This is a genomic window from Staphylococcus simulans (assembly GCF_002994445.1).
Classification (GTDB): domain Bacteria; phylum Bacillota; class Bacilli; order Staphylococcales; family Staphylococcaceae; genus Staphylococcus; species Staphylococcus simulans_B.
In genome coordinates this window covers 284106-304302 of record NZ_MRZJ01000002.1, presented here as the reverse complement: position 1 = coordinate 304302, position 20197 = coordinate 284106, and the positions used below count along the sequence as shown (strand labels likewise).

At 36.8% G+C, this 20197-nt stretch carries 22 protein-coding genes; 6 read left to right on the top strand and 16 right to left on the bottom strand.

All coding sequences use genetic code 11. From position 1 onward, the window contains the following. Window positions 1-18: 18 nt before the first annotated feature. The 5 genes from C7N65_RS04900 to ppdK all read right to left on the bottom strand — a co-directional run bounded on the left by C7N65_RS04900 (window position 19) and on the right by ppdK (window position 6816). On the bottom strand, window positions 19-1032 hold the full coding sequence (locus C7N65_RS04900; protein ID WP_105993350.1) for a zinc-binding alcohol dehydrogenase family protein: 1014 nt from the start codon (window positions 1030-1032) through the stop codon (window positions 19-21). 136 nt (window positions 1033-1168) lie between these two features. Then, window positions 1169-2182 (bottom strand): zinc-binding alcohol dehydrogenase family protein, encoded by a 1014-nt coding sequence (locus C7N65_RS04895; RefSeq protein ID WP_105993349.1) that lies wholly within the window; start codon window positions 2180-2182, stop codon window positions 1169-1171. A gap of 72 nt (window positions 2183-2254) precedes the next feature. Beyond that, window positions 2255-3130 carry an alpha/beta hydrolase gene (locus C7N65_RS04890; RefSeq protein WP_105993348.1) on the bottom strand — a complete coding sequence of 292 codons (876 nt, stop codon included), beginning with the start codon at window positions 3128-3130 and terminating at the stop codon, window positions 2255-2257. A gap of 241 nt (window positions 3131-3371) precedes the next feature. Beyond that, window positions 3372-4187, bottom strand: a complete 816-nt coding sequence (locus C7N65_RS04885) for a pyruvate, water dikinase regulatory protein (protein WP_105993347.1) — start codon at window positions 4185-4187, stop codon at window positions 3372-3374. Continuing rightward, window positions 4174-6816: a pyruvate, phosphate dikinase gene (gene ppdK / locus C7N65_RS04880; RefSeq protein WP_105993346.1), complete on the bottom strand. Its 2643-nt coding sequence runs from the start codon at window positions 6814-6816 to the stop codon at window positions 4174-4176. The genes C7N65_RS04885 and ppdK overlap by 14 nt, the downstream gene beginning before the upstream one ends. A 217-nt stretch (window positions 6817-7033) precedes the next feature. Between ppdK and C7N65_RS04875 the strand changes: the two genes are divergently transcribed. The 6 genes from C7N65_RS04875 (at window position 7034) to C7N65_RS04850 (ending at window position 12112) form a co-directional block, all read left to right on the top strand. Continuing rightward, window positions 7034-7675, top strand: a complete 642-nt coding sequence (locus tag C7N65_RS04875; RefSeq protein WP_105993345.1) for a Crp/Fnr family transcriptional regulator — start codon at window positions 7034-7036, stop codon at window positions 7673-7675. Window positions 7676-7761: 86 nt separating this feature from the next. Continuing rightward, window positions 7762-9690, top strand: coding sequence for a heavy metal translocating P-type ATPase (locus C7N65_RS04870; protein ID WP_105993344.1), 1929 nt, complete (start codon window positions 7762-7764; stop codon window positions 9688-9690). Further along, window positions 9638-9853: a heavy-metal-associated domain-containing protein gene (locus C7N65_RS04865; protein ID WP_105993343.1), complete on the top strand. Its 216-nt coding sequence runs from the start codon at window positions 9638-9640 to the stop codon at window positions 9851-9853. Before C7N65_RS04870 ends, C7N65_RS04865 begins: the two co-directional genes overlap by 53 nt. A 112-nt stretch (window positions 9854-9965) precedes the next feature. Then, window positions 9966-10484 carry a YfiT family bacillithiol transferase gene (locus C7N65_RS04860; protein WP_105993342.1) on the top strand — a complete coding sequence of 173 codons (519 nt, stop codon included), beginning with the start codon at window positions 9966-9968 and terminating at the stop codon, window positions 10482-10484. Window positions 10485-10659: 175 nt separating this feature from the next. After that, the gene (locus tag C7N65_RS04855) at window positions 10660-11133 is read left to right on the top strand and encodes a PTS sugar transporter subunit IIA (protein ID WP_105993341.1); all 474 of its coding nucleotides are present in this window, start codon (window positions 10660-10662) and stop codon (window positions 11131-11133) included. Between the two features lie 148 nt (window positions 11134-11281). Then, window positions 11282-12112 carry a CPBP family intramembrane glutamic endopeptidase gene (locus tag C7N65_RS04850; RefSeq protein ID WP_105993340.1) on the top strand — a complete coding sequence of 277 codons (831 nt, stop codon included), beginning with the start codon at window positions 11282-11284 and terminating at the stop codon, window positions 12110-12112. A gap of 51 nt (window positions 12113-12163) precedes the next feature. On the opposite strand, the gene C7N65_RS04845 is transcribed toward C7N65_RS04850, so the two are convergent. From C7N65_RS04845 to C7N65_RS04795, 11 genes are all read right to left on the bottom strand, one after another. Next, window positions 12164-13381, bottom strand: a complete 1218-nt coding sequence (locus tag C7N65_RS04845; protein ID WP_105993339.1) for a PAS domain-containing protein — start codon at window positions 13379-13381, stop codon at window positions 12164-12166. A gap of 96 nt (window positions 13382-13477) precedes the next feature. Beyond that, window positions 13478-13780: a histidine phosphatase family protein gene (locus tag C7N65_RS04840; RefSeq protein ID WP_105993338.1), complete on the bottom strand. Its 303-nt coding sequence runs from the start codon at window positions 13778-13780 to the stop codon at window positions 13478-13480. A gap of 49 nt (window positions 13781-13829) precedes the next feature. Further along, window positions 13830-14063: a hypothetical protein gene (locus C7N65_RS04835; RefSeq protein ID WP_105993337.1), complete on the bottom strand. Its 234-nt coding sequence runs from the start codon at window positions 14061-14063 to the stop codon at window positions 13830-13832. 121 nt (window positions 14064-14184) lie between these two features. Further along, window positions 14185-14577: a 30S ribosomal protein S9 gene (gene rpsI / locus C7N65_RS04830; RefSeq protein ID WP_199790651.1), complete on the bottom strand. Its 393-nt coding sequence runs from the start codon at window positions 14575-14577 to the stop codon at window positions 14185-14187. A gap of 19 nt (window positions 14578-14596) precedes the next feature. Next, window positions 14597-15034: a 50S ribosomal protein L13 gene (gene rplM / locus C7N65_RS04825; RefSeq protein WP_105993335.1), complete on the bottom strand. Its 438-nt coding sequence runs from the start codon at window positions 15032-15034 to the stop codon at window positions 14597-14599. Between the two features lie 211 nt (window positions 15035-15245). Further along, entirely contained in the window at window positions 15246-16049 is an 804-nt protein-coding gene (truA, locus tag C7N65_RS04820; protein ID WP_105993334.1) for a tRNA pseudouridine(38-40) synthase TruA, read from the bottom strand. A gap of 4 nt (window positions 16050-16053) precedes the next feature. Beyond that, entirely contained in the window at window positions 16054-16860 is an 807-nt protein-coding gene (locus C7N65_RS04815; RefSeq protein ID WP_105993333.1) for an energy-coupling factor transporter transmembrane component T family protein, read from the bottom strand. After that, window positions 16850-17710, bottom strand: a complete 861-nt coding sequence (locus C7N65_RS04810; protein ID WP_105993332.1) for an energy-coupling factor transporter ATPase — start codon at window positions 17708-17710, stop codon at window positions 16850-16852. The genes C7N65_RS04815 and C7N65_RS04810 overlap by 11 nt, the downstream gene beginning before the upstream one ends. Further along, the gene (locus C7N65_RS04805) at window positions 17707-18516 is read right to left on the bottom strand and encodes an energy-coupling factor transporter ATPase (protein ID WP_199790650.1); all 810 of its coding nucleotides are present in this window, start codon (window positions 18514-18516) and stop codon (window positions 17707-17709) included. The genes C7N65_RS04810 and C7N65_RS04805 overlap by 4 nt, the downstream gene beginning before the upstream one ends. Window positions 18517-18867: 351 nt before the next feature. Continuing rightward, a complete protein-coding gene (gene rplQ, locus C7N65_RS04800) occupies window positions 18868-19236 on the bottom strand; it encodes a 50S ribosomal protein L17 (protein WP_105993331.1) in 369 nt (122 codons plus the stop codon). Between the two features lie 16 nt (window positions 19237-19252). After that, window positions 19253-20197: a DNA-directed RNA polymerase subunit alpha gene (locus C7N65_RS04795; protein ID WP_105993330.1), complete on the bottom strand. Its 945-nt coding sequence runs from the start codon at window positions 20195-20197 to the stop codon at window positions 19253-19255.

The window sequence follows — 20197 nt, the reverse complement described above, 5'->3', positions numbered from 1 at the left end:
TCAGTGCATAACCTAATCTTATTCATTTTCCATATTAATAACTAATTTTCCAATCATAGATTGGCTTTCTAATAATTGATGTGCTTCAAACAATGTTTCTGATGTTAAACCCTTCACTTCTTTTGTCATCGTTGGTTGATAACTGCCTGCCTCTACTTTTTGGGATAAGTCCGTTAAATAGCGGTGGTACTGAATTTCATCCACACCATAGTCTAATCTTCCGAACATATAGTCATGTGTGAATGTCAGGCTTTTGCCTTTTAATAAATTCAAATCTTGTTTCTCTTTGAAAGCTACAATCGTTGTAATATGTCCTCTTGGTTTGATTAAGTCAATCATGAGGTCATAATACTCGTCTGTATCATGCGTACAGAAGATGTAGTCAAAGTATTGGATTTGATGGTCAGCTAATTGATCTTTTAAATCTTCTTTATAATTTAAGACAATATCAGCGCCCATAGATTCAGACCATTCTTTTGTTTCTTGTCTGCCTGCTGTTGTTACAACATGAAGACCATAGACTTTTGCGATTTGTGTCGCAATACTGCCGACACCGCCAGCACCATTTATAATCAAAATAGATTTGCCTTTATTATTATCAGGGTTTGAAGAAATGCCGAAGACATCAAACAACACTTCATAAGCTGTTAATGCTGTTAAAGGCAGACTCGCTGCTTCGCTGTATGAAACATTATTTGGTTTCTTTCCAACCACACGCTCGTCCATCACTTGATATTGTTCATTTGAACCGTCATAGAAACTTGAACCGGAATAAAATACTTCATCACCGACATTAAACAATTCGCTTTTAGGTCCGACTGCCTCTACCACACCTGCAGCATCATAACCTAAAATTCTTGGTGCTTTTTCTACTGGTGATTTTCTGATTTTTGTATCGACAGGATTCACACTAATAGCTTTGACTTTCACTAAAATTTCATTACCTTTAGGCGTCGGTACTTCTTTATCAAATTCATAAAACAAATTACCTTCTGATAATTCAAAACTGCGATCTGCACCAATCGCTTTCATATGAACACTTCCTTTATTTGTGATTGTTGCCTCATCATAGAACTTAGTTGAAGATTAAGCAATTGTTTAGCTTTGATACAATTTTAAAAAAACACCAGAAAACAGTATTTCCAACTGTTTCTGATGTCTCTATTCATTATTTATTTTCTAAATTGAATACTAATTTACCATTAATCTTATGTTGTTCTAAAGATTGATGTGCTTCATAAAGCGTCTCTGGTGTCAGCTGATCAACAACTTTTGTGACTGTCGGCTGGTAGACACCCGCTTCTACCTTTTTAGACACATCTGTCAAATAACGGTGATATTGAATAATATCTGTATCATTGATAGAACGTGCAAACATATTTTCATGCGCAAATGTTAAGCTTTTGCCTTTAAGCAAGTTCAAGTCTTGATTTTCATTAAATGCGACGATTGTTGCTAAAATGCCTCTTGGTTTGACTAAATCAATCATTGTTTTATAATACATATCTGTATTAAAAGTACAGAAGATAAAATCAATCTCTTTGACACCATTAGCATCCAACTGTGCTTTTAAATCTTCTTTGTAATTAATGACTAAGTCTGCACCCATTTGTTTTGACCATTCTGTTGTTTCTTCTCTGCCTGCGGTAGTAATCACTTTAAGACCATATGCTTTAGCAATTTGTGTCGCAATACTGCCGACACCGCCTGCACCATTAATAATCAATAATGTTTTGCCTTTGTTGTTATCAGGGTTTGAAGAAATATTGAAAATATCAAAGAGCACTTCATATGCTGTAATAGAAGTTAATGGGAAGCTTGCTGCTTCATTGTATGACACATTGCTAGGTTTTGCTGCCGCATAGCGTTCATCCATCACTTGATACTCCGCATTTGACCCATCAAATAATAACGAGCCGGAATAAAACACTTCATCGCCCGTCTTAAACAGTTCGCAATTAGGACCTGTTGCTTCTACCACACCTACTGCGTCATAGCCTAAAATTCTCGGCGGATTTTCGATAGGTCGCTTGCGTTGTTTCGTATCTATCGGGTTGACACTGATAGCCTTAATATTAACTAATAACTCTCTGTCTTTAGGAACAGGTTTTTCTTTGTCGAATTCATAAAATAAGTTGCCTTCTGATAATTCAAAGGCTTTATCTGCACCTATTGCTTTCATGTTTTACACCTCATTTATTCTAATACTTCTATTTATTATATTGCCTATTTGTATTTTTTCTAACCTTTGCACTTATTTCCATAAGAATTTGAATATATGATCTGCTACTTCTTTGCTTTCATGCAATTGGCTATGCTGTCCTTGTTTGCCTTTAATCAAGTGTTCCTGATAGCTTTTCGCATGATGATTCATTATATATTTTAATGATTTTGAAGAAGCATTCGTCACACGGCCATCGCTATTTGAACCATCACCGATATCACCGTAAATGTTTAAAATCGATACTTTTTCATAAGCCGCAACCTTTTTCAAATTCAATAAATCTAGATAACCATCTGTCATTTGATCAGGCTTGCCGTTGTCATCTACTGTCACTTTTCCCGGTTCATCATTGATACCGATAATACCATTGAATGTACCAGCGATATTGACTTGTTTGTTTAACTCAGGCAAATCTGCATTGTTCCCGTATTTGAGCATGTAATTCGCAAACGACAGATTACTCATTGAATGAGTGACAATATTGTATTGCTTGAATTGATAGTCTTGTTTCAAAGCTTCTAAGACATTTTTAATCCATAAAGCATTCAGCTTCATATCACTGTTCTTATTGTCTTTTAAGTTCACTAAGACAATCGGATGTTTGTCATCAGCTTCAATCTTCCCTTTTAAAGTAACGTGACCGTTCGAACCTACTGTCGCAACCACAGCGTCTTTTGCGTAACCTTCTTTCTTGGCTTGCTGTGCAAAGTAGCGTTCGGAATTTACACTGCCGCCATAACCATGCATAAATAAAGTCGGTGTTGCGATTTTATTACCTTGATCTATCGGATTATTCTGACTATGTTCAGTCCAGATATATTTAATAATTCCAAGTACGCCCAAAGCCACTGCGATAATCGCAATTAACCTTATTGTCTTGGCATCAGGTTGATTTTGTTTCTCCATCTCTCTATCCCCTAACTTTGTGTCTTCTTGGTGGTTGTATATTTTCACTTAAGTATAGTGGTTTCTGGAATTTCCCGCAATAAAAATATGAATAGAAAAATTCAATTTTCTTGAAAAAGCACGCTTATAAATGATTTCAATTTTAAAAGCCGCAACTAAATGGAGACAGCTGCGGCTTCAAGTTTATATTTGTGAGAAGTTATTATGGAATTTTCTATTATAGTTATGGATGGATGAATGACTATTTGTTTAAATATTTTTCAATGTAAAATGCAGATTCTTCAATGGACTTGTATTCTGTATTAATGACTGTGGCATTAAATTTATCGAATACTTCTTCTGCATAACTTAATTCTTGTTTGATTCTTTGTAAGCTGTTGTAATTGGCTGAACCTTTCATACCCAGTACACGGATGCGTTGTGTACGGATATTCATAATATAATCGGGACTTGCGGTTAAACCAAATACCAGCATTTTCTTGCTGAACACCTCTTCTGGGATAGGTGCTTCAGGTACTAATGGAATGTTAGCAATTTTATAACCTTTATTGGCTAGATACATACTGAGTGGTGTTTTAGATGTTCGGGATACTCCTAAAATCACCGCATCTGCATCTTCGATGCCGTCAAACACTTTGCCGTCATCATATTTCACTGAGAATTCCATCGCTTCGATACGTTGGAAATAATGCTGGTCCATTTTGCGTAATGCACCGCTTTCTCTCACTGCATGCGTTTGTGTCTTTTCTTCAATCAAACGCAATAAATCTGTCATGTAATCTATATAAGGAATACCTTCCTCTTCAGCATATGTGCGTCCGATTTTATTAAACTTCGGACTCACAAGTGTTGTGACAACGATTGCATCACGTTGTTTCGCCAATTTTAAAATGGTTAAAAATTCTTCTTCATTTTTAATGAATGGAAACTTTTTTATTTCCGCACTTTCTTCTAAACCGGGAAACTGCGTCAAAGTCGCATGAATCATACGTTGTGCAGTTTCTCCGATAGAATCTGATACGACATATAAAGCTAAATGTTCTTTATTGTTTTGCACCGACCACTCTCTCGCTTTCTACATGGCTTTGTGCAGCAGCTAACATAGCACCTGGAACTCTGAATGGAGAGCATGAAACGTAATCAATCGCTAAGTCATTGAAGTAATGAATCGATTTAGGATCACCGCCTAATTCGCCGCAAACCCCGATTTTAATCTCTGGATTTGTTGCTTTTGCTTGTTCTACTGCTGTTTTAATGAGTTGTCCTACACCGTCAACATCTAATGTTTGGAACGGATCAACTGCAAGCAAGCCTCTATTAATATATTCACCGATGAATTTACCCGCGTCATCACGAGAGAATCCAAACGTTAATTGTGTTAAATCATTTGTACCGAAACTGAAGAACTCTGATTCTTTTGCAAGTTCTCCTGCAATCAGACATGCACGCGGTGTTTCAATCATTGTACCGATTAAGTAATCGATAGAGACACCTGCTGCTTCCAACATGCTTTCTGCAGTCATTTGAATTGTTGATTTCAATGTTTTAAATTCTTCTGCTGTTGAAACAAGCGGTACCATGATTTCCGGTTCGCTTTCGATACCCTCTTCTTTTAATTTCAGTACACTTCCGATTATAGCTTCCGTCTGCATTTCCGCAAGTTCCGGATAAGTGACAGCTAAACGACAGCCGCGGTGACCGAGCATCGGGTTAGTTTCATGCAAGTCTGTAATACGTTTTCTTAAAACATCTTTTTCGACGTTTAATTGTTGTGACACCATTTGAATTTCATCTTCTGATTTAGGAAGGAATTCATGCAATGGCGGATCCAGCAAACGTACAATCGTTGGTCTGCCGTTTGATAATCTGAAGATCTGTTCGAAATCTTCAATTTGATATTTACGGATTTCATTCAATGCTTCAATGCGCTCTTCTTGAGATGCAGCTAAGATAAAGCGGCGCATTTGTACTAAACGCTCTGCACCAAAGAACATATGCTCAGTTCTTACAAGACCGATACCTGCAGCGTCGAATTTATAGCCAGATGTAATATCTTGAGGTGTTTCTGCATTCATACGTACATTCATGCGCGCAGCATCTTGTGCCCATTGCATGAAACGATCGAACGCTTCACTATGCTCAGCATCTGTCTTTTCAATTTCGCCAAGATAAATATTACCTGTAGAACCATCTACAGAAATCACATCGCCTTCATGCAATGTTTGACCATGATAAGTTACTGTTTTGCCTTCAGTATCAATATTCAAGTTTGAACATCCTGTCACACAGCATTTACCCATACCGCGAGCAACTACAGCTGCGTGCGATGTCATGCCGCCGTGTGTTGTAACAATTGCTTCACTTGCGACCATACCTTCGATATCTTCTGGTGATGTTTCAGGACGCATTAAAATTACTTTTTCGCCTTGTTCTGCTTGTACTTTCGCATCTTCAGCTGAGAATACGACTTTACCTGTAGACGCACCTGGACTTGCTGGCAAGCCTGCATCTGAAATTGCTTCTGCTGCTTCAATAGCTTCTGCTTTGAATGCGGGGTGCAATAATGTATCGATTGATTTCACATCTACCTTTGTCAGCGCCTCGTCTTTTGTAATAACCCCTTCGTCTACAAGATCCACCGCAATTTGCATTGCTGCTCTTGCTGTACGTTTACCATTACGTGTTTGTAAAATATAAAGTTTACCGTTTTCAATCGTAAACTCGATATCTTGCATATCTTTATAATGTAATTCTAATTTTTCAGTGACATCTACAAATTCTTGATAAACATCAGGCATTTGTTGTGCTAATGTATCAATTTCTTTAGGTGTACGAATACCTGCCACAACATCTTCACCTTGTGCATTTAATAAATACTCGCCGAAGACGTGGTTTTCACCAGTTACAGGGTTTCTAGTAAATGCAACACCTGTACCGCTTTTTTCACCGCTGTTGCCGAAGACCATTTCTTGAACGTTGACACCTGTACCGATATCATGCGGAATATCGTTTAAATCACGGTATACACGCGCACGGTCGTTATCCCAAGATTTGAATACCGCTTCAACTGCTTCTGTTAATTGTTCTAACGGTTCTTGAGGGAATGGTTTGTAGACTTCTTCTACATAAATTTCTTTGAAACGTTCACTGATAGTTTTTAAACCTTCTGCAGGAATCTCTGCATCTGTTTCATAACCATGTTCTGCTTTGTATTGATCGAAATAGCGGTCGAACGCTGTCATTGAAATTCCATAAACCACTTGACCGAACATTTGTAATAAACGGCGGTAACAGTCATATGCAAATCGTGCATCGTCTGTTTTCTTCGCAAGCTTTTCAACGTTTTCATCATTTAAACCTAAGTTTAAAATTGTATCCATCATACCTGGCATTGAAATTTTTGCGCCGCTTCGTACGGAAACTAACAATAAATTGTCGTCAGATGAAAAAGATTTCCCAGTACGTTCTGAGAAAGCTGCTAATTGTGTATGTAATTCCTCTATTAATTCATCTGATAATGTAGCACCTTGTTTTAAATATTCTATACAAGCTTCTGTAGTGATAGTAAATCCATCAGGTACAGGTAAGCCTAAGCGCATCATTTCAGCTAAGTTGGCACCTTTACCGCCAAGTAGGTCCTTCATTGATTGACTGCCTTCTTCAAATGCATAGATTAATTTTGTCATTTGTAGATCACCTCGTATATTTTTCATAATGTGTCATACTAATTATTTTAAAGTATGTCACACTGAAAGCGTTTTGACAATAAAAAACATACTATTTCTCAAATTAATTTGTTGATCTTTTCACTAATTCGTTACATTTACCTTAAAAGCAAGGTTATTTACCCTTTTTAAAAATTAGCATATGCTTAATATAAGGATGAAAAAGGAGCGAATAATTATGAAAGGCTATCAGTTATGTGTAAGTAAAGTACCGATTTTTCAAAATTTGGATCGTACAGCACTAGAACATGTCTTTTCAAAAGTACATTCTAATACCATAAAGAAAGGTGAATATCTCTTTATGGCCGGCGATGATGTGCATACATTATTTGTCATACATTCAGGCAAAGTGAGGATTTTCAGACTTACTGATGAGGGCGAAGAACAATTAATACGCATATTGGATCATAGCGATTTTACTGGCGAACTGACATTATTCGATGCTGTGTCCAGTGCACAAACCTACGCAGAAGCAATAGAAGACAGTCAAGTTTGTACCATCGACCAATCCGCAATCCATGCGCTGATACAAGATTATCCAGATATCGGTATAAAGATGATTGAAGGTTTAGCCAAACGTTTGAATCAGACAGAATCTATGACAACGCAAATCGCACTGATGAGCAGTAAAGAACGCCTCATGGCTTATATTGAACTTGAAACTAAAGATAATATATTAAAATTACCGATGACTAAAAAACATTTAGCGACTTATTTAAGCATGCAGCCGGAAACTCTGAATCGTACCTTCAAACAGCTGGAACAAGAAGGTATTTTAGACAAAATCAACCACAATACCTATAAAGTACTGAAAAATTGATCTAGGTCAATTTTATTTCTCCCCTTCTCTCGTATCATTAAAGATGAAAGCAGCACACATCAAATAAAAACGAGAGGAGGATTTTTATGTTTACTAAATGGATTTACCGTAATGAACAGAAACTGACATTGCTGTCATTCATAGGATTGGTTATCGGTATTATTTTACGTTTTGTGCCAAAAGACCTGCACCTCTACAGCAATGCTTTATTAATCATAGCCACTGTTCTTGCAATGTTGGTCATCGGTTTAAAAGCCATACAAGCTTTAAGATTTAAAATGTTTAGTATCGAGTTGTTAATCAGTATAGCGGTGATTGGGGCGCTGTTTATCGGAGAGTATATTGAATCTGCCGTCGTGACGTTCTTATTTTTATTTGGAACCTACCTTGAAAAGAAAACATTAGAACGTACACGCCGCTCTATCCAATCATTGACAGAGCTCGCACCGACAGAAGCAGTATTACTTAATGAAGACAAAACACGTTCTGTAATCAGTGTTGATGAAGTCGTTAAAGGCGACCGACTTGTTTTAACTCCCGGCAGCCGTGTCCCTGTCGATGGACATATTGTCAAAGGAGAAGGCACATTGAATGAAGCCTCAATAACAGGAGAATCTGTACCCAAAACTAAAACACAGAACGACACACTTTTCAGCAGTACGATTTTAGATTCAGGATACGTTGAAATGATTGCGGATAAAGTCGGAGAAGATACAGCCTTTGCGAAAATTATAGATTTAATTGAAGAAGCACAAGAAACCAAATCTGATACTGAACGTTTCTTAGACCGCTTCGCTAAATGGTATACACCTGGTGTTATCATCTTAGCTGTACTTGTCGGACTCATCACATGGAATCTGCACCTTGCGATTACTTTCTTAGTGATTGCTTGTCCAGGTGCATTAATTATCGGTGCGCCAGTGTCAAGTGTTGCAGGAATTGGTAATGGTGCGAAACATGGTGCTTTGATCAAAGGCAGCGATATTATGGAAACACTCTCAAAAATCGATGTCATGGTCTTTGATAAAACCGGCACATTAACCAAAGGTACACCTGAAGTCGTTCACATTGAAAGCTTTAACACAGCACCTCCTGAACTTTTAGGGATGCTCGGCAGTTTAGAACAAACATCAGAACACCATCTCGGCAAAGCGATTGTCGACTATGCAAGCAAGCATTACAACCTGAATGATTATAATGTGCAAACGACTGATCACCATAAAGGCAAAGGCTTGCAAGGTACTATTGACGGCTATCACATCAGTGCGGGCAACCGTGCATTAATGGAAGCTGAACATGTACAGATAAGTCCACAAGCAATGCAGCACGCAAAAGCCGAAGAACAAACTGCACATACTTTAGTCTATGTCGCAGTCAACCAGCAATTAGCTTATATCCTATCTATCAAAGATGAAATACGAGAAGACGCAAAAGCTGCGATTGAATTAATGAAGGCACACGGTGTTAAACAAACCGTTATGTTGACCGGAGATAATCCGCAGACAGCCAAGGCAATCGGCGAAGCATTAAATATTGATGTCATCAAAGCTGAATTGCTGCCTGAAGATAAGACGGCTTATATTGAGAAACTAAAACAAGAAGGTTATCACACAGCGATGGCTGGAGATGGTATTAATGATGCCCCTGCCATTGCGACAGCGGATATCGGTATTGCGATGGGAGACGGCGGTACAGATGTCTCAATGGAAACAGCAGATATAGTCTTAATGGCCGATCGTTTAAAACAGTATGCACATGCCTTCTTATTAGCACAAGCAACCAGCAGAAATATCAAGCAAAATATAGCAATCGCCATGATTACAGTATTTAGTTTACTCATTGGTGTACTGCTCGGCGGTGTGAATTTAGCCATTGGAATGTTTATTCATGAAGCAAGCGTGCTCATCGTTATCTTAAATGCGATGCGCTTAATTCGATTTAAAATTAAAGGAGAAGATATTAATGAAACAAATCAAACTACAATTAGAAACACTGACATGCCCTACGTGCATTAAGAAAATTGAAGGTGCCTTAAACCAAACTGACGGCGTTGAAAATGCTAAAGTGCTCTTTAACAGCAGTAAAGTTAAAGTCGGCTTTGATGAATCGAAACTTAGTACAGAGGAAATCAGTCATAAAATTGAACAACTAGGCTATCAAGTATTGAAAACGGCTTAACTTTTTTAAAATTTTGTAAAATGACATGGTCGTAACCCCATAAATTATCTATTTAATTTCGTCTGTGATATACTGACACTTAATTAAATATATGATGAAAGGCAGAGTATCCATGTTACAAAATCAATTTCCGATTGGAAAGTTTCAAAAACCTGACAGTTATAGTAAAGAAGATTTAAATACTTGGATTGAAGCGATTGAAACACTTCCAGATAAACTTACGACACTGACATCTAACGCTTCTGAACCTGAACGCCATGCGACATACCGTGAAGGCAGTTGGGATGTAGAAACATTAATCCATCATATAGCGGACAGCCATATGCATGGTTTCATCCGAACTAAGTTAGTATTAACTGAAGATCATCCCCACGTCTCAACATTCTCTCAAGATGATTGGGTCAATACTTTAGATAACAAAGCACCTTTAGAATATTCGCTTGAATTAATTGACGGCATGCACAAACGTTGGGCAATCCTGCTTCGCAAATTACCTGAAGCAGCATTTGAGCGTACCTTCTCTCACCCTGAAGAAGGAGAAGGCAGATTAGCAGATATTGTCGCGAAAATGGCATGGCATGGTAATCATCATTTAGAACATATCAAATTAGCGTTGGAAGCGCATAGATAATCAATAAGACTCTGTTGCTCAGCAGCAGAGTTTTATTTTTGTCTTTTATGTTAAATGGCTTGCTGCTCACCTGTTATATTTCACACATAATAGATTGACAGACATCTAATTACTTTTCTATACTTTAAATGAAAAGAGAAAACGAAAAATCTATGCAGCAGAGAAGGAGCAGCTTATGAGTTATTTATTTTCAAAAGATAGTGTATTCGTGTCGAGTGCGGATAGTAAAGAAGCGGTACTTGCAGAAGTAACAGAGGCTTTATTAAAAGCAGGTTATGTTAAAGACAATTATTTAGAACATGTTTTAGAGCGTGAGAAAAATTATCCAACAGGTCTCATTCTATCTAATATCAGTGAAACATTCCCTAATATCGCTGTACCGCATACAGAACCAGAATTTGTGAACACAACTAAAATTGTACCTGTTAAATTAACAAATCCTGTAGTTTTCCAAAATATGAGTTCACCTCATAAAGATTTACCAGTTGATTTCGTATTCTTGATTTTAAACGCAAACAAATCAAGTCAAGTGCACTTATTATCTGATCTTATTCTTTTCTTCCAAAAAGAAGATAAAAAAGAGATGGAAAAATTCTTTAAACTTACAGATGCAGATGCGATTTATGAGTATCTTCAAGCAAAATTTTAATACCAAAGTTCTGCTTATGGCATGAATATATGGCTTTAATCCTCAAATCAAATTGGTTTGAGGATTTTTCATTTAAAAAGACAAAGTTGAATAAAGTAGGGTATTATTAGTTAAATACTTTTATAATTCAATACTAAGGAGATACGCCATGCAGAAAAACAGATTACGTTTGCTTATCCCTGCTATTACATTATTATTAGTTTTGATTTCAGCTTTATACGTACAGACTGCACAACACGGTCTGATTCAAACAAGTGCAGATGCTCAAGATAAAACCCATTTTATCAACATTTGGCTGATCTATTTAATTCCGCTTGCTGCTTTATTTATATTGCCTTGGCACTTTAAATTTCAGCCGCTCATTCAGAAACCTTTAAAATCAACACGTATTTTACTTATATCAAGCATAGTCTATATCGTTTTGGTTTTCCTTACACCTCAACCTTATTTTGAGTTGTTTTATATTTATAAGCTGGTGTTGTTGTTAATAATTCCTTTATGGGTAATCAAGCGTGAAAAACGCTCTATACTTTCTATAACTCAGCCCTTCATTAATTGGTCGTTAGCACCTATTATCTTTGTCATTTGGTTAGTATTGTATTTTAGTCCTTTGAATAACTTATCTCATATCTCTTATGATGAGCCATATCTATTTGTACTTATCTTTACAGTGATTTCGATATTAATGAACGCTGTGTTGGAAGAAGTCTTTTATCGAGTATGGCTTCAAACTCGTTTAGAACATTTAGGTGTCCTTGCTTCTGTTTGTATCAGTACAATTCTTTGGTCATTATGGCATGCTGGCATACAAGGACAAGGCAATCTGCTAGAATTATCAGCCCAAGCGCTAGTTACACATGCACTTGCAGGAATATTCCTTGGTTTCTTCTGGGCAAAGTATCGAAATATCTATTTATTGATACTCATTCACGTTTGTATGAATTTCCCTTTGTATCTCATCACTTATTGGTTTAAATAATAAGAAAATCCTCGAATCAGATTGACTCGAGGATTTTCTATTTCACATAAATTATTTTTCCGCATTTCTTTTGAATTTCTGCGGCAATTCAAAGAATGGTTGTATATCTTGTACATATTCTAGTATTCCCATATATTCATCGTTCTCATCAAACAAAGCTTTATATGTGACATGAATAAACTTGTCACCTTTTTTAAACCACATAGATTCTGAAGCTTTCTGTTTCGTTTTTAAATCACGGATAATCTGCATAACTTTACTTAAACTTTTAGGCGGGTGACAGTTTGCCACATTTCTTCCAATCGAGATTGGTGTACGAATAAACATCATTTCTGACGCTTCGACTAAATCATTAAAGTATTTAAAAGTACCATTTTTATCAACGAATGTAATCTCAACTGGCAAGTTATTTAAAATAAGATCTGCTTCTTTTGTCGTTAAGAACCCTCCGCCAAAGCGTAAATTCTGTTGTCCTTGTTTTGCATCAAATTGTGCATCAATAGGTGTTAATTCTATATCAGAATCTTGCCATGTCTCAGTAACTTCTATCGCATACCCAAAAGCGCTGCTTTCTTGTGCAATTTGCTGCCACTCAACTGCACTGATATCTTCTTGCATTAAGGGGATGAATAGGATCTCTTCTTGGCGCAACATGTCCATTAAACTGCTTTCTAATTCAATATAGGCACTTTCTATATGTCGCCATTCTACTTCTTCAAGTTTAACTGCACGTTTTTGCAATTTGTTTAACGCAAAACGAATAGCGTCATCATCTGCCCACATTTTACGAGGCATAATATACTGGCCTCTTCGCTCAATAACAGGAAAGATAATCTTTTCTTTACGGTTAAAATGCGGAATCACGCCTGAAAGTGCTTGTACGTTCTCTTTAAATGATGTCACCGCTTCTGTATCATTGCTTTCAACTTTGTACATTAACTTGCCTGTTTCTTGAATCAATGACTGAAGTGCGCGAATTTCTTGTAAAAAGATATTCAATGGATGAATGCTATCGTGTGAAAGTGTGATTTCTGTCAGTGATTGATTTGTCACTTTTTCATATGTTAAAACAAATCGTTCTATTCCATACATAGACGTAAATTTTTCTATAAAGTAAAGCTGTCTAAGTGCTTCTGTAATTTTACTGCTTGAGACAGTTTGAGAGAGCTCTATTAACATGCCATTAATATCTTCTTGATGTATATGTTGATCAATGAGTGCTTTAACTTCTTCTTTAACCTCATTTGATACTGAACTAATATTAAACATCACAAACACCTGCAATTCTTAAATTTCCTCTCTTCAAGTATAAACACATTCGTCATAAGATGATATTAGCGTATTCACTGATTTTAATACGAAATATCACTGGATCCGTGTTAATGCTTGTGACTTTGTTTCAAATAAATAGATAGATGGCATTTTCATTTGTAGAAAGTCTTTATAACCAAAACGACCATTTGTTAAGTGATTAAATAAAAGTGACAATGCGGTACCATGACCACAAATTAATAATGTTTCTGCTTCATTGTTCTCTATAATTTGATGATAGGTTTTCATAATACGATCTTGAACTTCATTTAATGACTCACCATTCTCCAACTTATAGTCAAAATCTTGCCACTGACTTTCCGCAAATTCATTAAAATTTTCTACCCAGCGTCCTATTTTTCTTTCACACTATTATCTCTTAATGAATGTCTGACAAAGTATATTCTCATTCTGTTTTATTTTCATCCTCTTCTTCATAAACAGTTAGGCTCAAATCAATGTAGTTCGAACTTTCTTTCCCTTTTCCTTCTTGGGTATGCCACAAAAATCTTTGATAATCTGTTCCGCCATCTAAATAGATACAACCGCATTTACAACCAACAAAATCATGTCTATGTTTTGATTCAATAATGTCTCCACACATTTTGCATCTCGCAATATTTCTGATGATTTTCTTCATGATGTTCCCTTCTTTCAAGTATTGCTAACTCTATTTTCTTAATTATAACTTTTTCTCATAAAAAAAACACTTCCCGACAAATCTGGGAAGTGTTGTATAGAAACATCGTATATTCCGACAATTAACGTTTTGAGAATTGTGGTGAACGACGTGCTTTTTTAAGACCTGGTTTTTTACGTTCTTTCATACGTGGGTCACGAGTAAGTAATCCAGCGCGTTTTAAAGAACTTCTGTATTCAGGATCAGCTTCTAATAATGCACGAGCGATACCATGACGGATAGCTTGTGCTTGACCTGTGAAACCGCCACCGTGTACGTTAACTAAAACATCATAGTTACCTTGAGTTTCTGTAACGTCGAATGGTTGGTTTAAGTCTAAGATTAATGATTCAAATGGTAAATATTCACGTACGTCTTCACCATTTACAGTGATGTTACCTTCGCCTGGTACTAAACGTACACGTGCTACTGAGTGTTTACGACGGCCTGTGCCTCTATATTCAACTTGTGCCAATGTAATTTCCTCCTTCTAATTAACCACGTAACTCGTAGTTTTCTGGTTGTTGTGCAGCGTGTGGATGTTCAGCGCCACCATATACAAATAATTTTTTACCTTGTTTTTCGCCTAATCGGTTGCTTGGTAACATACCTTTAATTGAAATTTCAAGTAAACGTGCTGGGTTTTTCTCTTTTAATTCACCAGCTGTGATTGATTTAATACCACCTGGGTAGTTTGAGTGACGGTAATAAACTTTGTCAGATTCTTTGTTACCTGTCATTTCGATTTGTCCAGCGTTGATGATGATTACATAGTCACCGCTGTCTACGTGTGGTGTGAAAGTTACTTTATGTTTTCCGCGTAAAATAGATGCTACTTCTGATGATAAACGACCTAAAGTTTGGCCAGCCGCATCAATAACATACCATTTGCGCTCAATGTTTGATTCATTAGCCATAAATGTTTGACGCATAATAATTGTCCTCCTAATAATAACTGCGTGTTGAGTTGCTTTTTTAAAAAACAATGTTACGATTCAAAGCTCAGATAAGTTCATTTGTTGAGTTCGTTCGACTTTGCTTCTATATCTAGTAACACAATAAGTTTCCGGGGCTTATCGTGGGGTGATATAAAACAATACCGTTTATAATCGTATAATTTATTGATGTATTTGTCAATACGAATCAATCATTTTCAAGTGATTTTTTGCAATGAATTTTGATATCTGTTCCGAAGTCTTGTGTCAGTGCTTCCGGCGATAAATAGATCTTCTCCAAATAAAGCCCTTCTGCCGGTGCAGTAAACGGAACTTGGTTGCGATCTTTCGCTTCTAACAGAGGCAATACATCCTCTGGTGCACGTTTGCCTTTACCGACTTCGATTAAAAATGCGACTAACACACGTACCATATTATATAAGAAACCTGAGCCAGTCACAATATAGTCGAAGCCGTTTTCTGTTTGAATAATTTCACTTTGATACAGGGTACGTTCTTTGCTTTCAACTTCTGTCTTTTGAGAACAAAAGCCGGTAAAATCATGCGTACCTATAAACTGTTGTGCTGCTTCGTTCATTTTATCTAAATCTAATTCATAATTATTGAACGTCTTCAAACCGCTCATAAATACATCACGGTGTGCTGCTTGATACACTTTATAGCGATAACGCTTCCCTACGCAGTCGTAGCGGCAATGAAAGTCATCATCGACAATAGATACCTCTTTAACATAGATGTCGTCAGGCAAAGCGCTGTTCATCGCATATTGCCATTGCTTCGGCGCAATATCAAGTTCTGTATCAAAATGGAAATATTGTTCTAGCGCATGCACACCTCGATCCGTTCTGCTTGAAGGATGAATACGTACATGACGTTTATGCATGCGTTTTAAAATCTTTTCGAATTGCTGCTGCACGGTTCTTTCGTGCTGCTGTATCTGAAAGCCATAAAAGTTGCTTCCTTGATAAGTAATATTTACTAATATACGCACACGGCTACACTCCTAAATATTTCAATACAAATAGTACTGCTGCAATCGGGATTAATGCACCTACGAGCATTGTATCCTTTGATTGCCATTCAAGTTTACGAAAACTTGTACGTTTTGCATTCATATCATACCCTCTGACTTCCATTGCGACTGCTAAATCTTCAGCTCTTTGAAAGGCAGAAATAAACAATGGAATCAACAAAGGAATAAACGCTTTAATACGCTGTCCGATTGATCCGGAACTAATTTCAGAACCTCTGGATTTTTGAGCCAGAATAATTTTATCCAACTCTTCCATAAGCGTCGGTATAAATCGTAAAGCAATCGACATCATCATGCTTAATTGCTGTACAGGGACTTTAATAACTTTTAAAGGGGACAATATTTTATCAAAAGCATCGGTCAATGCGATAGGATTTGTTGTCAATGTCATAATCGTTGAAGCCATCATAATAAACATTAAACGCATTGAGATAAATATCCCTTCTATAATACCGCCTGAATCTATGGAAATGAATTTCCATGTAAATAACGTGGTGCCTCCCTTAGTTAAAAAGAGATGCATTAAAAAGGTGAAAATTAAAAAGAACAAAATCGGTGTCAGGCCTTTTAATAAATACAACAATTTGATTTTTGCACTATACATAAATACCAACAGAACCAATAACATCCAGGCATACATCGTAAAGCTGTGACAAAAGAATACTAATATAATATAAAAGAATACAAAAGCTAATTTAGCTCTAGGATCCATTTTATGAATGATGGAATCTAAAGGTAAATAGCGGCCTATGATAAATTTATTCTTCATGGTGCTGCCACTCCTTATAGAGCTTGATAAATTCTTGGTCTGTTAATGCTGTTTCTGGTAAACGTATATTGTACTTTTGTTCAAAATCGCGCTGCAGCTGCACGATATCAGGCAAATCTAAATGAAATTGATTGACATTATCTTGATTGCCAAAGAGTACTCTAGGTGTCCCTTCATATACAATTGCCCCTTGCTGCAACACTTTAACTTGGTCTGCATAACGTGCCACATCATTCATATCATGTGTCACAAGCACAATTGTTTTGCCCTCTTGCTGTAATTGTTTTAACAGGTCCATGACTTGTTCTCGGCTATGCGGATCTAGTCCTGCGGTCGGTTCATCCAATACGATAATATCCGGATTCATCGCTAAAATAGATACAATCGCTATTTTACGCATTTGACCTCCAGACATTTGAAACGGTGATTTCGCCATAATGTTACGGTCAAAGCCCAAACGCTTTAACAAACGATATGCATAGTCTTTTACCTTTTCTAAATCCATATGAAAGTTTTTAGGTCCGAATAAGACTTCTCGTTCTACACTGTCTTCGAATAATTGTGCTTCCGGAAACTGAAATACCAGTCCCACACGTTGTCTCATTGGACGAATTGCTTTATCTTTTGTTTTTTTCTTGATGACTAAATCATCAAGTGCAACATGACCGTAAGTAGGTTTTAATAAGCCGTTGAAATGTTGTATTAACGTTGATTTACCAGATCCTGTTTGGCCTATAACCGCATAATACTGACCTGCTTCAAATTCAGTATTAATATGATGCAATGCTTCATATTCAAAAGGTGTACCTTGCTGGTAAATGTAAGTAACGTCATTAAATTGTATACTCATAAACGTGCTACCAACTCATCATAAGTCAGAAACTCAGATGGATTGCCTAATAACGAATTAATCCGCATTGAAAACGGCAAGTCCAAGCCTATTTCAGCTAATGATGCTCCTTTCTTAAAGATTGCTTCTGGTGTGCCTTTTTCGTGCACTTCACCGCGATTCATTACAATCATATAATCTGAATCCAAAGTCTCTGTTAAATCATGCGTAATTGATACAATCGTTACATTGCGTGCTTCGTTCAAATGTCTCACCAGCTGCATCAACGATTGTTTACCTTCAGGATCAAGCATAGATGTTGCCTCGTCTAAGATAATCAGTTCAGGACTTAAAACAAGTACACCTGCAATCGCAACACGCTGTTTCTGGCCGCCAGAGAGTGCTTGCGGCTCATGATTACGTTGTGCATACATTTGTACCTCTTTTAAAACTTGTGCTACATCCTCGTGCATTTGCTCATATGACACTGCTAAGTTTTCAAGACCAAATGCCACATCATACTGAACAGTCGAACCTACAAATTGGTTTTCAGGATTCTGAAATACGATACCAATATTTTTTCGGATGTCATACAGATTCTCAGATGTCATCAACTGTCCATTATAACGTATTTCACCCTCTTGGTAGTCCATCATACCCATCATTAATTTAGCGATGGTCGACTTTCCTGATCCATTATGTCCGACGATCGATGTCCACTTACCTTTAGGGATAGAAAAAGAGATATGTTTTAATGTAAACCACTCGTCACCCTGATATTGAAATGATACATCATCAAATTCAAGTATTTGTTCAGTATTCAACATGCCTCTGTCCCTTCTGATTGATTTCACTCTATCATTGTACATGAATATAACTAGTGTGTATATGCAAGTGTATGAGAAAAACCCCTTCACGTCTTTACCGCAACAGGGGTTTCAAAATAAAAAAGCGCGCACCCCATTCATTAATTGAGTTCACGCTTTAAAATCTATTAAGTTCTTTGAATGGGGCACTCTGAGCTAGACAATATTTGTATGTGGCAAACATTATCGTTGCACTCATTTGCTTTATATATTCATATAGTCAGTGTGTTTATTTGTACAATGATAAGCGCACAATGTTCTCATCGTGTGCTTCTACTTACCATCGTTACTTGGTTTCAAGTTATGCTTTGATTAAACTAATTCGACAATTGCTGATTCAGCACCGTCACCGCGACGTGGACCTGCTTTAAGTACACGAGTGTAACCGCCTTGACGTTCTGTGTAACGTGGAGCAATTTCACCGAATAATTTTTGTAAAGCTGTTTGTGTAGTACCATCTTCGTTTTGGATTTGAACATCACGAACGATTTTAGCTGCTTGACGACGAGAAGCTAAATCGCCTTTTTTACCTAAAGTGATTAATTTATCAACTACACCGCGTAATTCTTTACCGCGAGCTTCAGTAGTTTCAATGCGCTCGTTAACGATTAATGATGTCGCTAAGTCGCGTAACATTGCTTTACGTTGATCAGATGTACGACCTAATTTTCTGTAACCCATGAGTTAACCTCCTTTATCAATCTTCTTTTCTAAGACCTAAACCTAAGTCTTCGAGTTTATATTTTACTTCTTCTAAAGATTTACGACCTAAATTACGTACTTTCATCATATCTGCTTCAGATTTGTCAGCCAATTCTTGAACACTGTTGATGCCTGCACGTTTTAGACAGTTATAAGAACGTACTGATAAGTCTAATTCTTCAATAGACATTTCAAGTACTTTTTCTTTTTGATCTTCTTCTTTTTCAATCATGATTTCAGCGTTTTTAGCTTCATCAGTGAGTCCAACAAAGATGTTCAAGTGTTCAGTCATAATTTTTGCTGCTAATGAAACTGACTCTTGCGGAGTGATTGATCCATCAGTCCATACATCTAAAGTTAATTTATCAAAGTCACTGCTTTGACCTACACGAGTGTTTTCAACTGTATAGTTTACTCTTTCAACTGGTGAGTATAAAGAGTCAACCGGGATAACACCAATTGGTAAATCACTAGTATTATTTTGTTCAGCTAATGCGTAACCTCTACCCTTATTCGCAACAAGACGGATTTTTAAGTGTCCACCTTTAGCAACTGTAGCAATTTTAAGCTCTGGGTTTAAAATTTCAACATCACTGTCGTGAGTAATGTCAGCTGCTGTTACTTCGCCTTCATCTTTAACATCGATTTCTAAAGTTTTATCTTCTTCAGAATAAATTTTAAGAGCAAGTTTCTTAATATTCATAATGATTGTAGATACATCTTCTACTACGTTATCAATTGCAGAGAATTCGTGTAAAACTCCTTCAATCTCGATGTATTTAACGGCTGCACCTGGCAATGAAGATAGTAGGATACGACGTAAGGAGTTTCCTAGCGTAGTGCCATAGCCACGTTCTAGTGGTTCAACAACAAACTTACCGAATTTAGCATCTTCACTAATTTCAATTGTCTCAATTCTAGGTTTTTCAATTTCTATCAT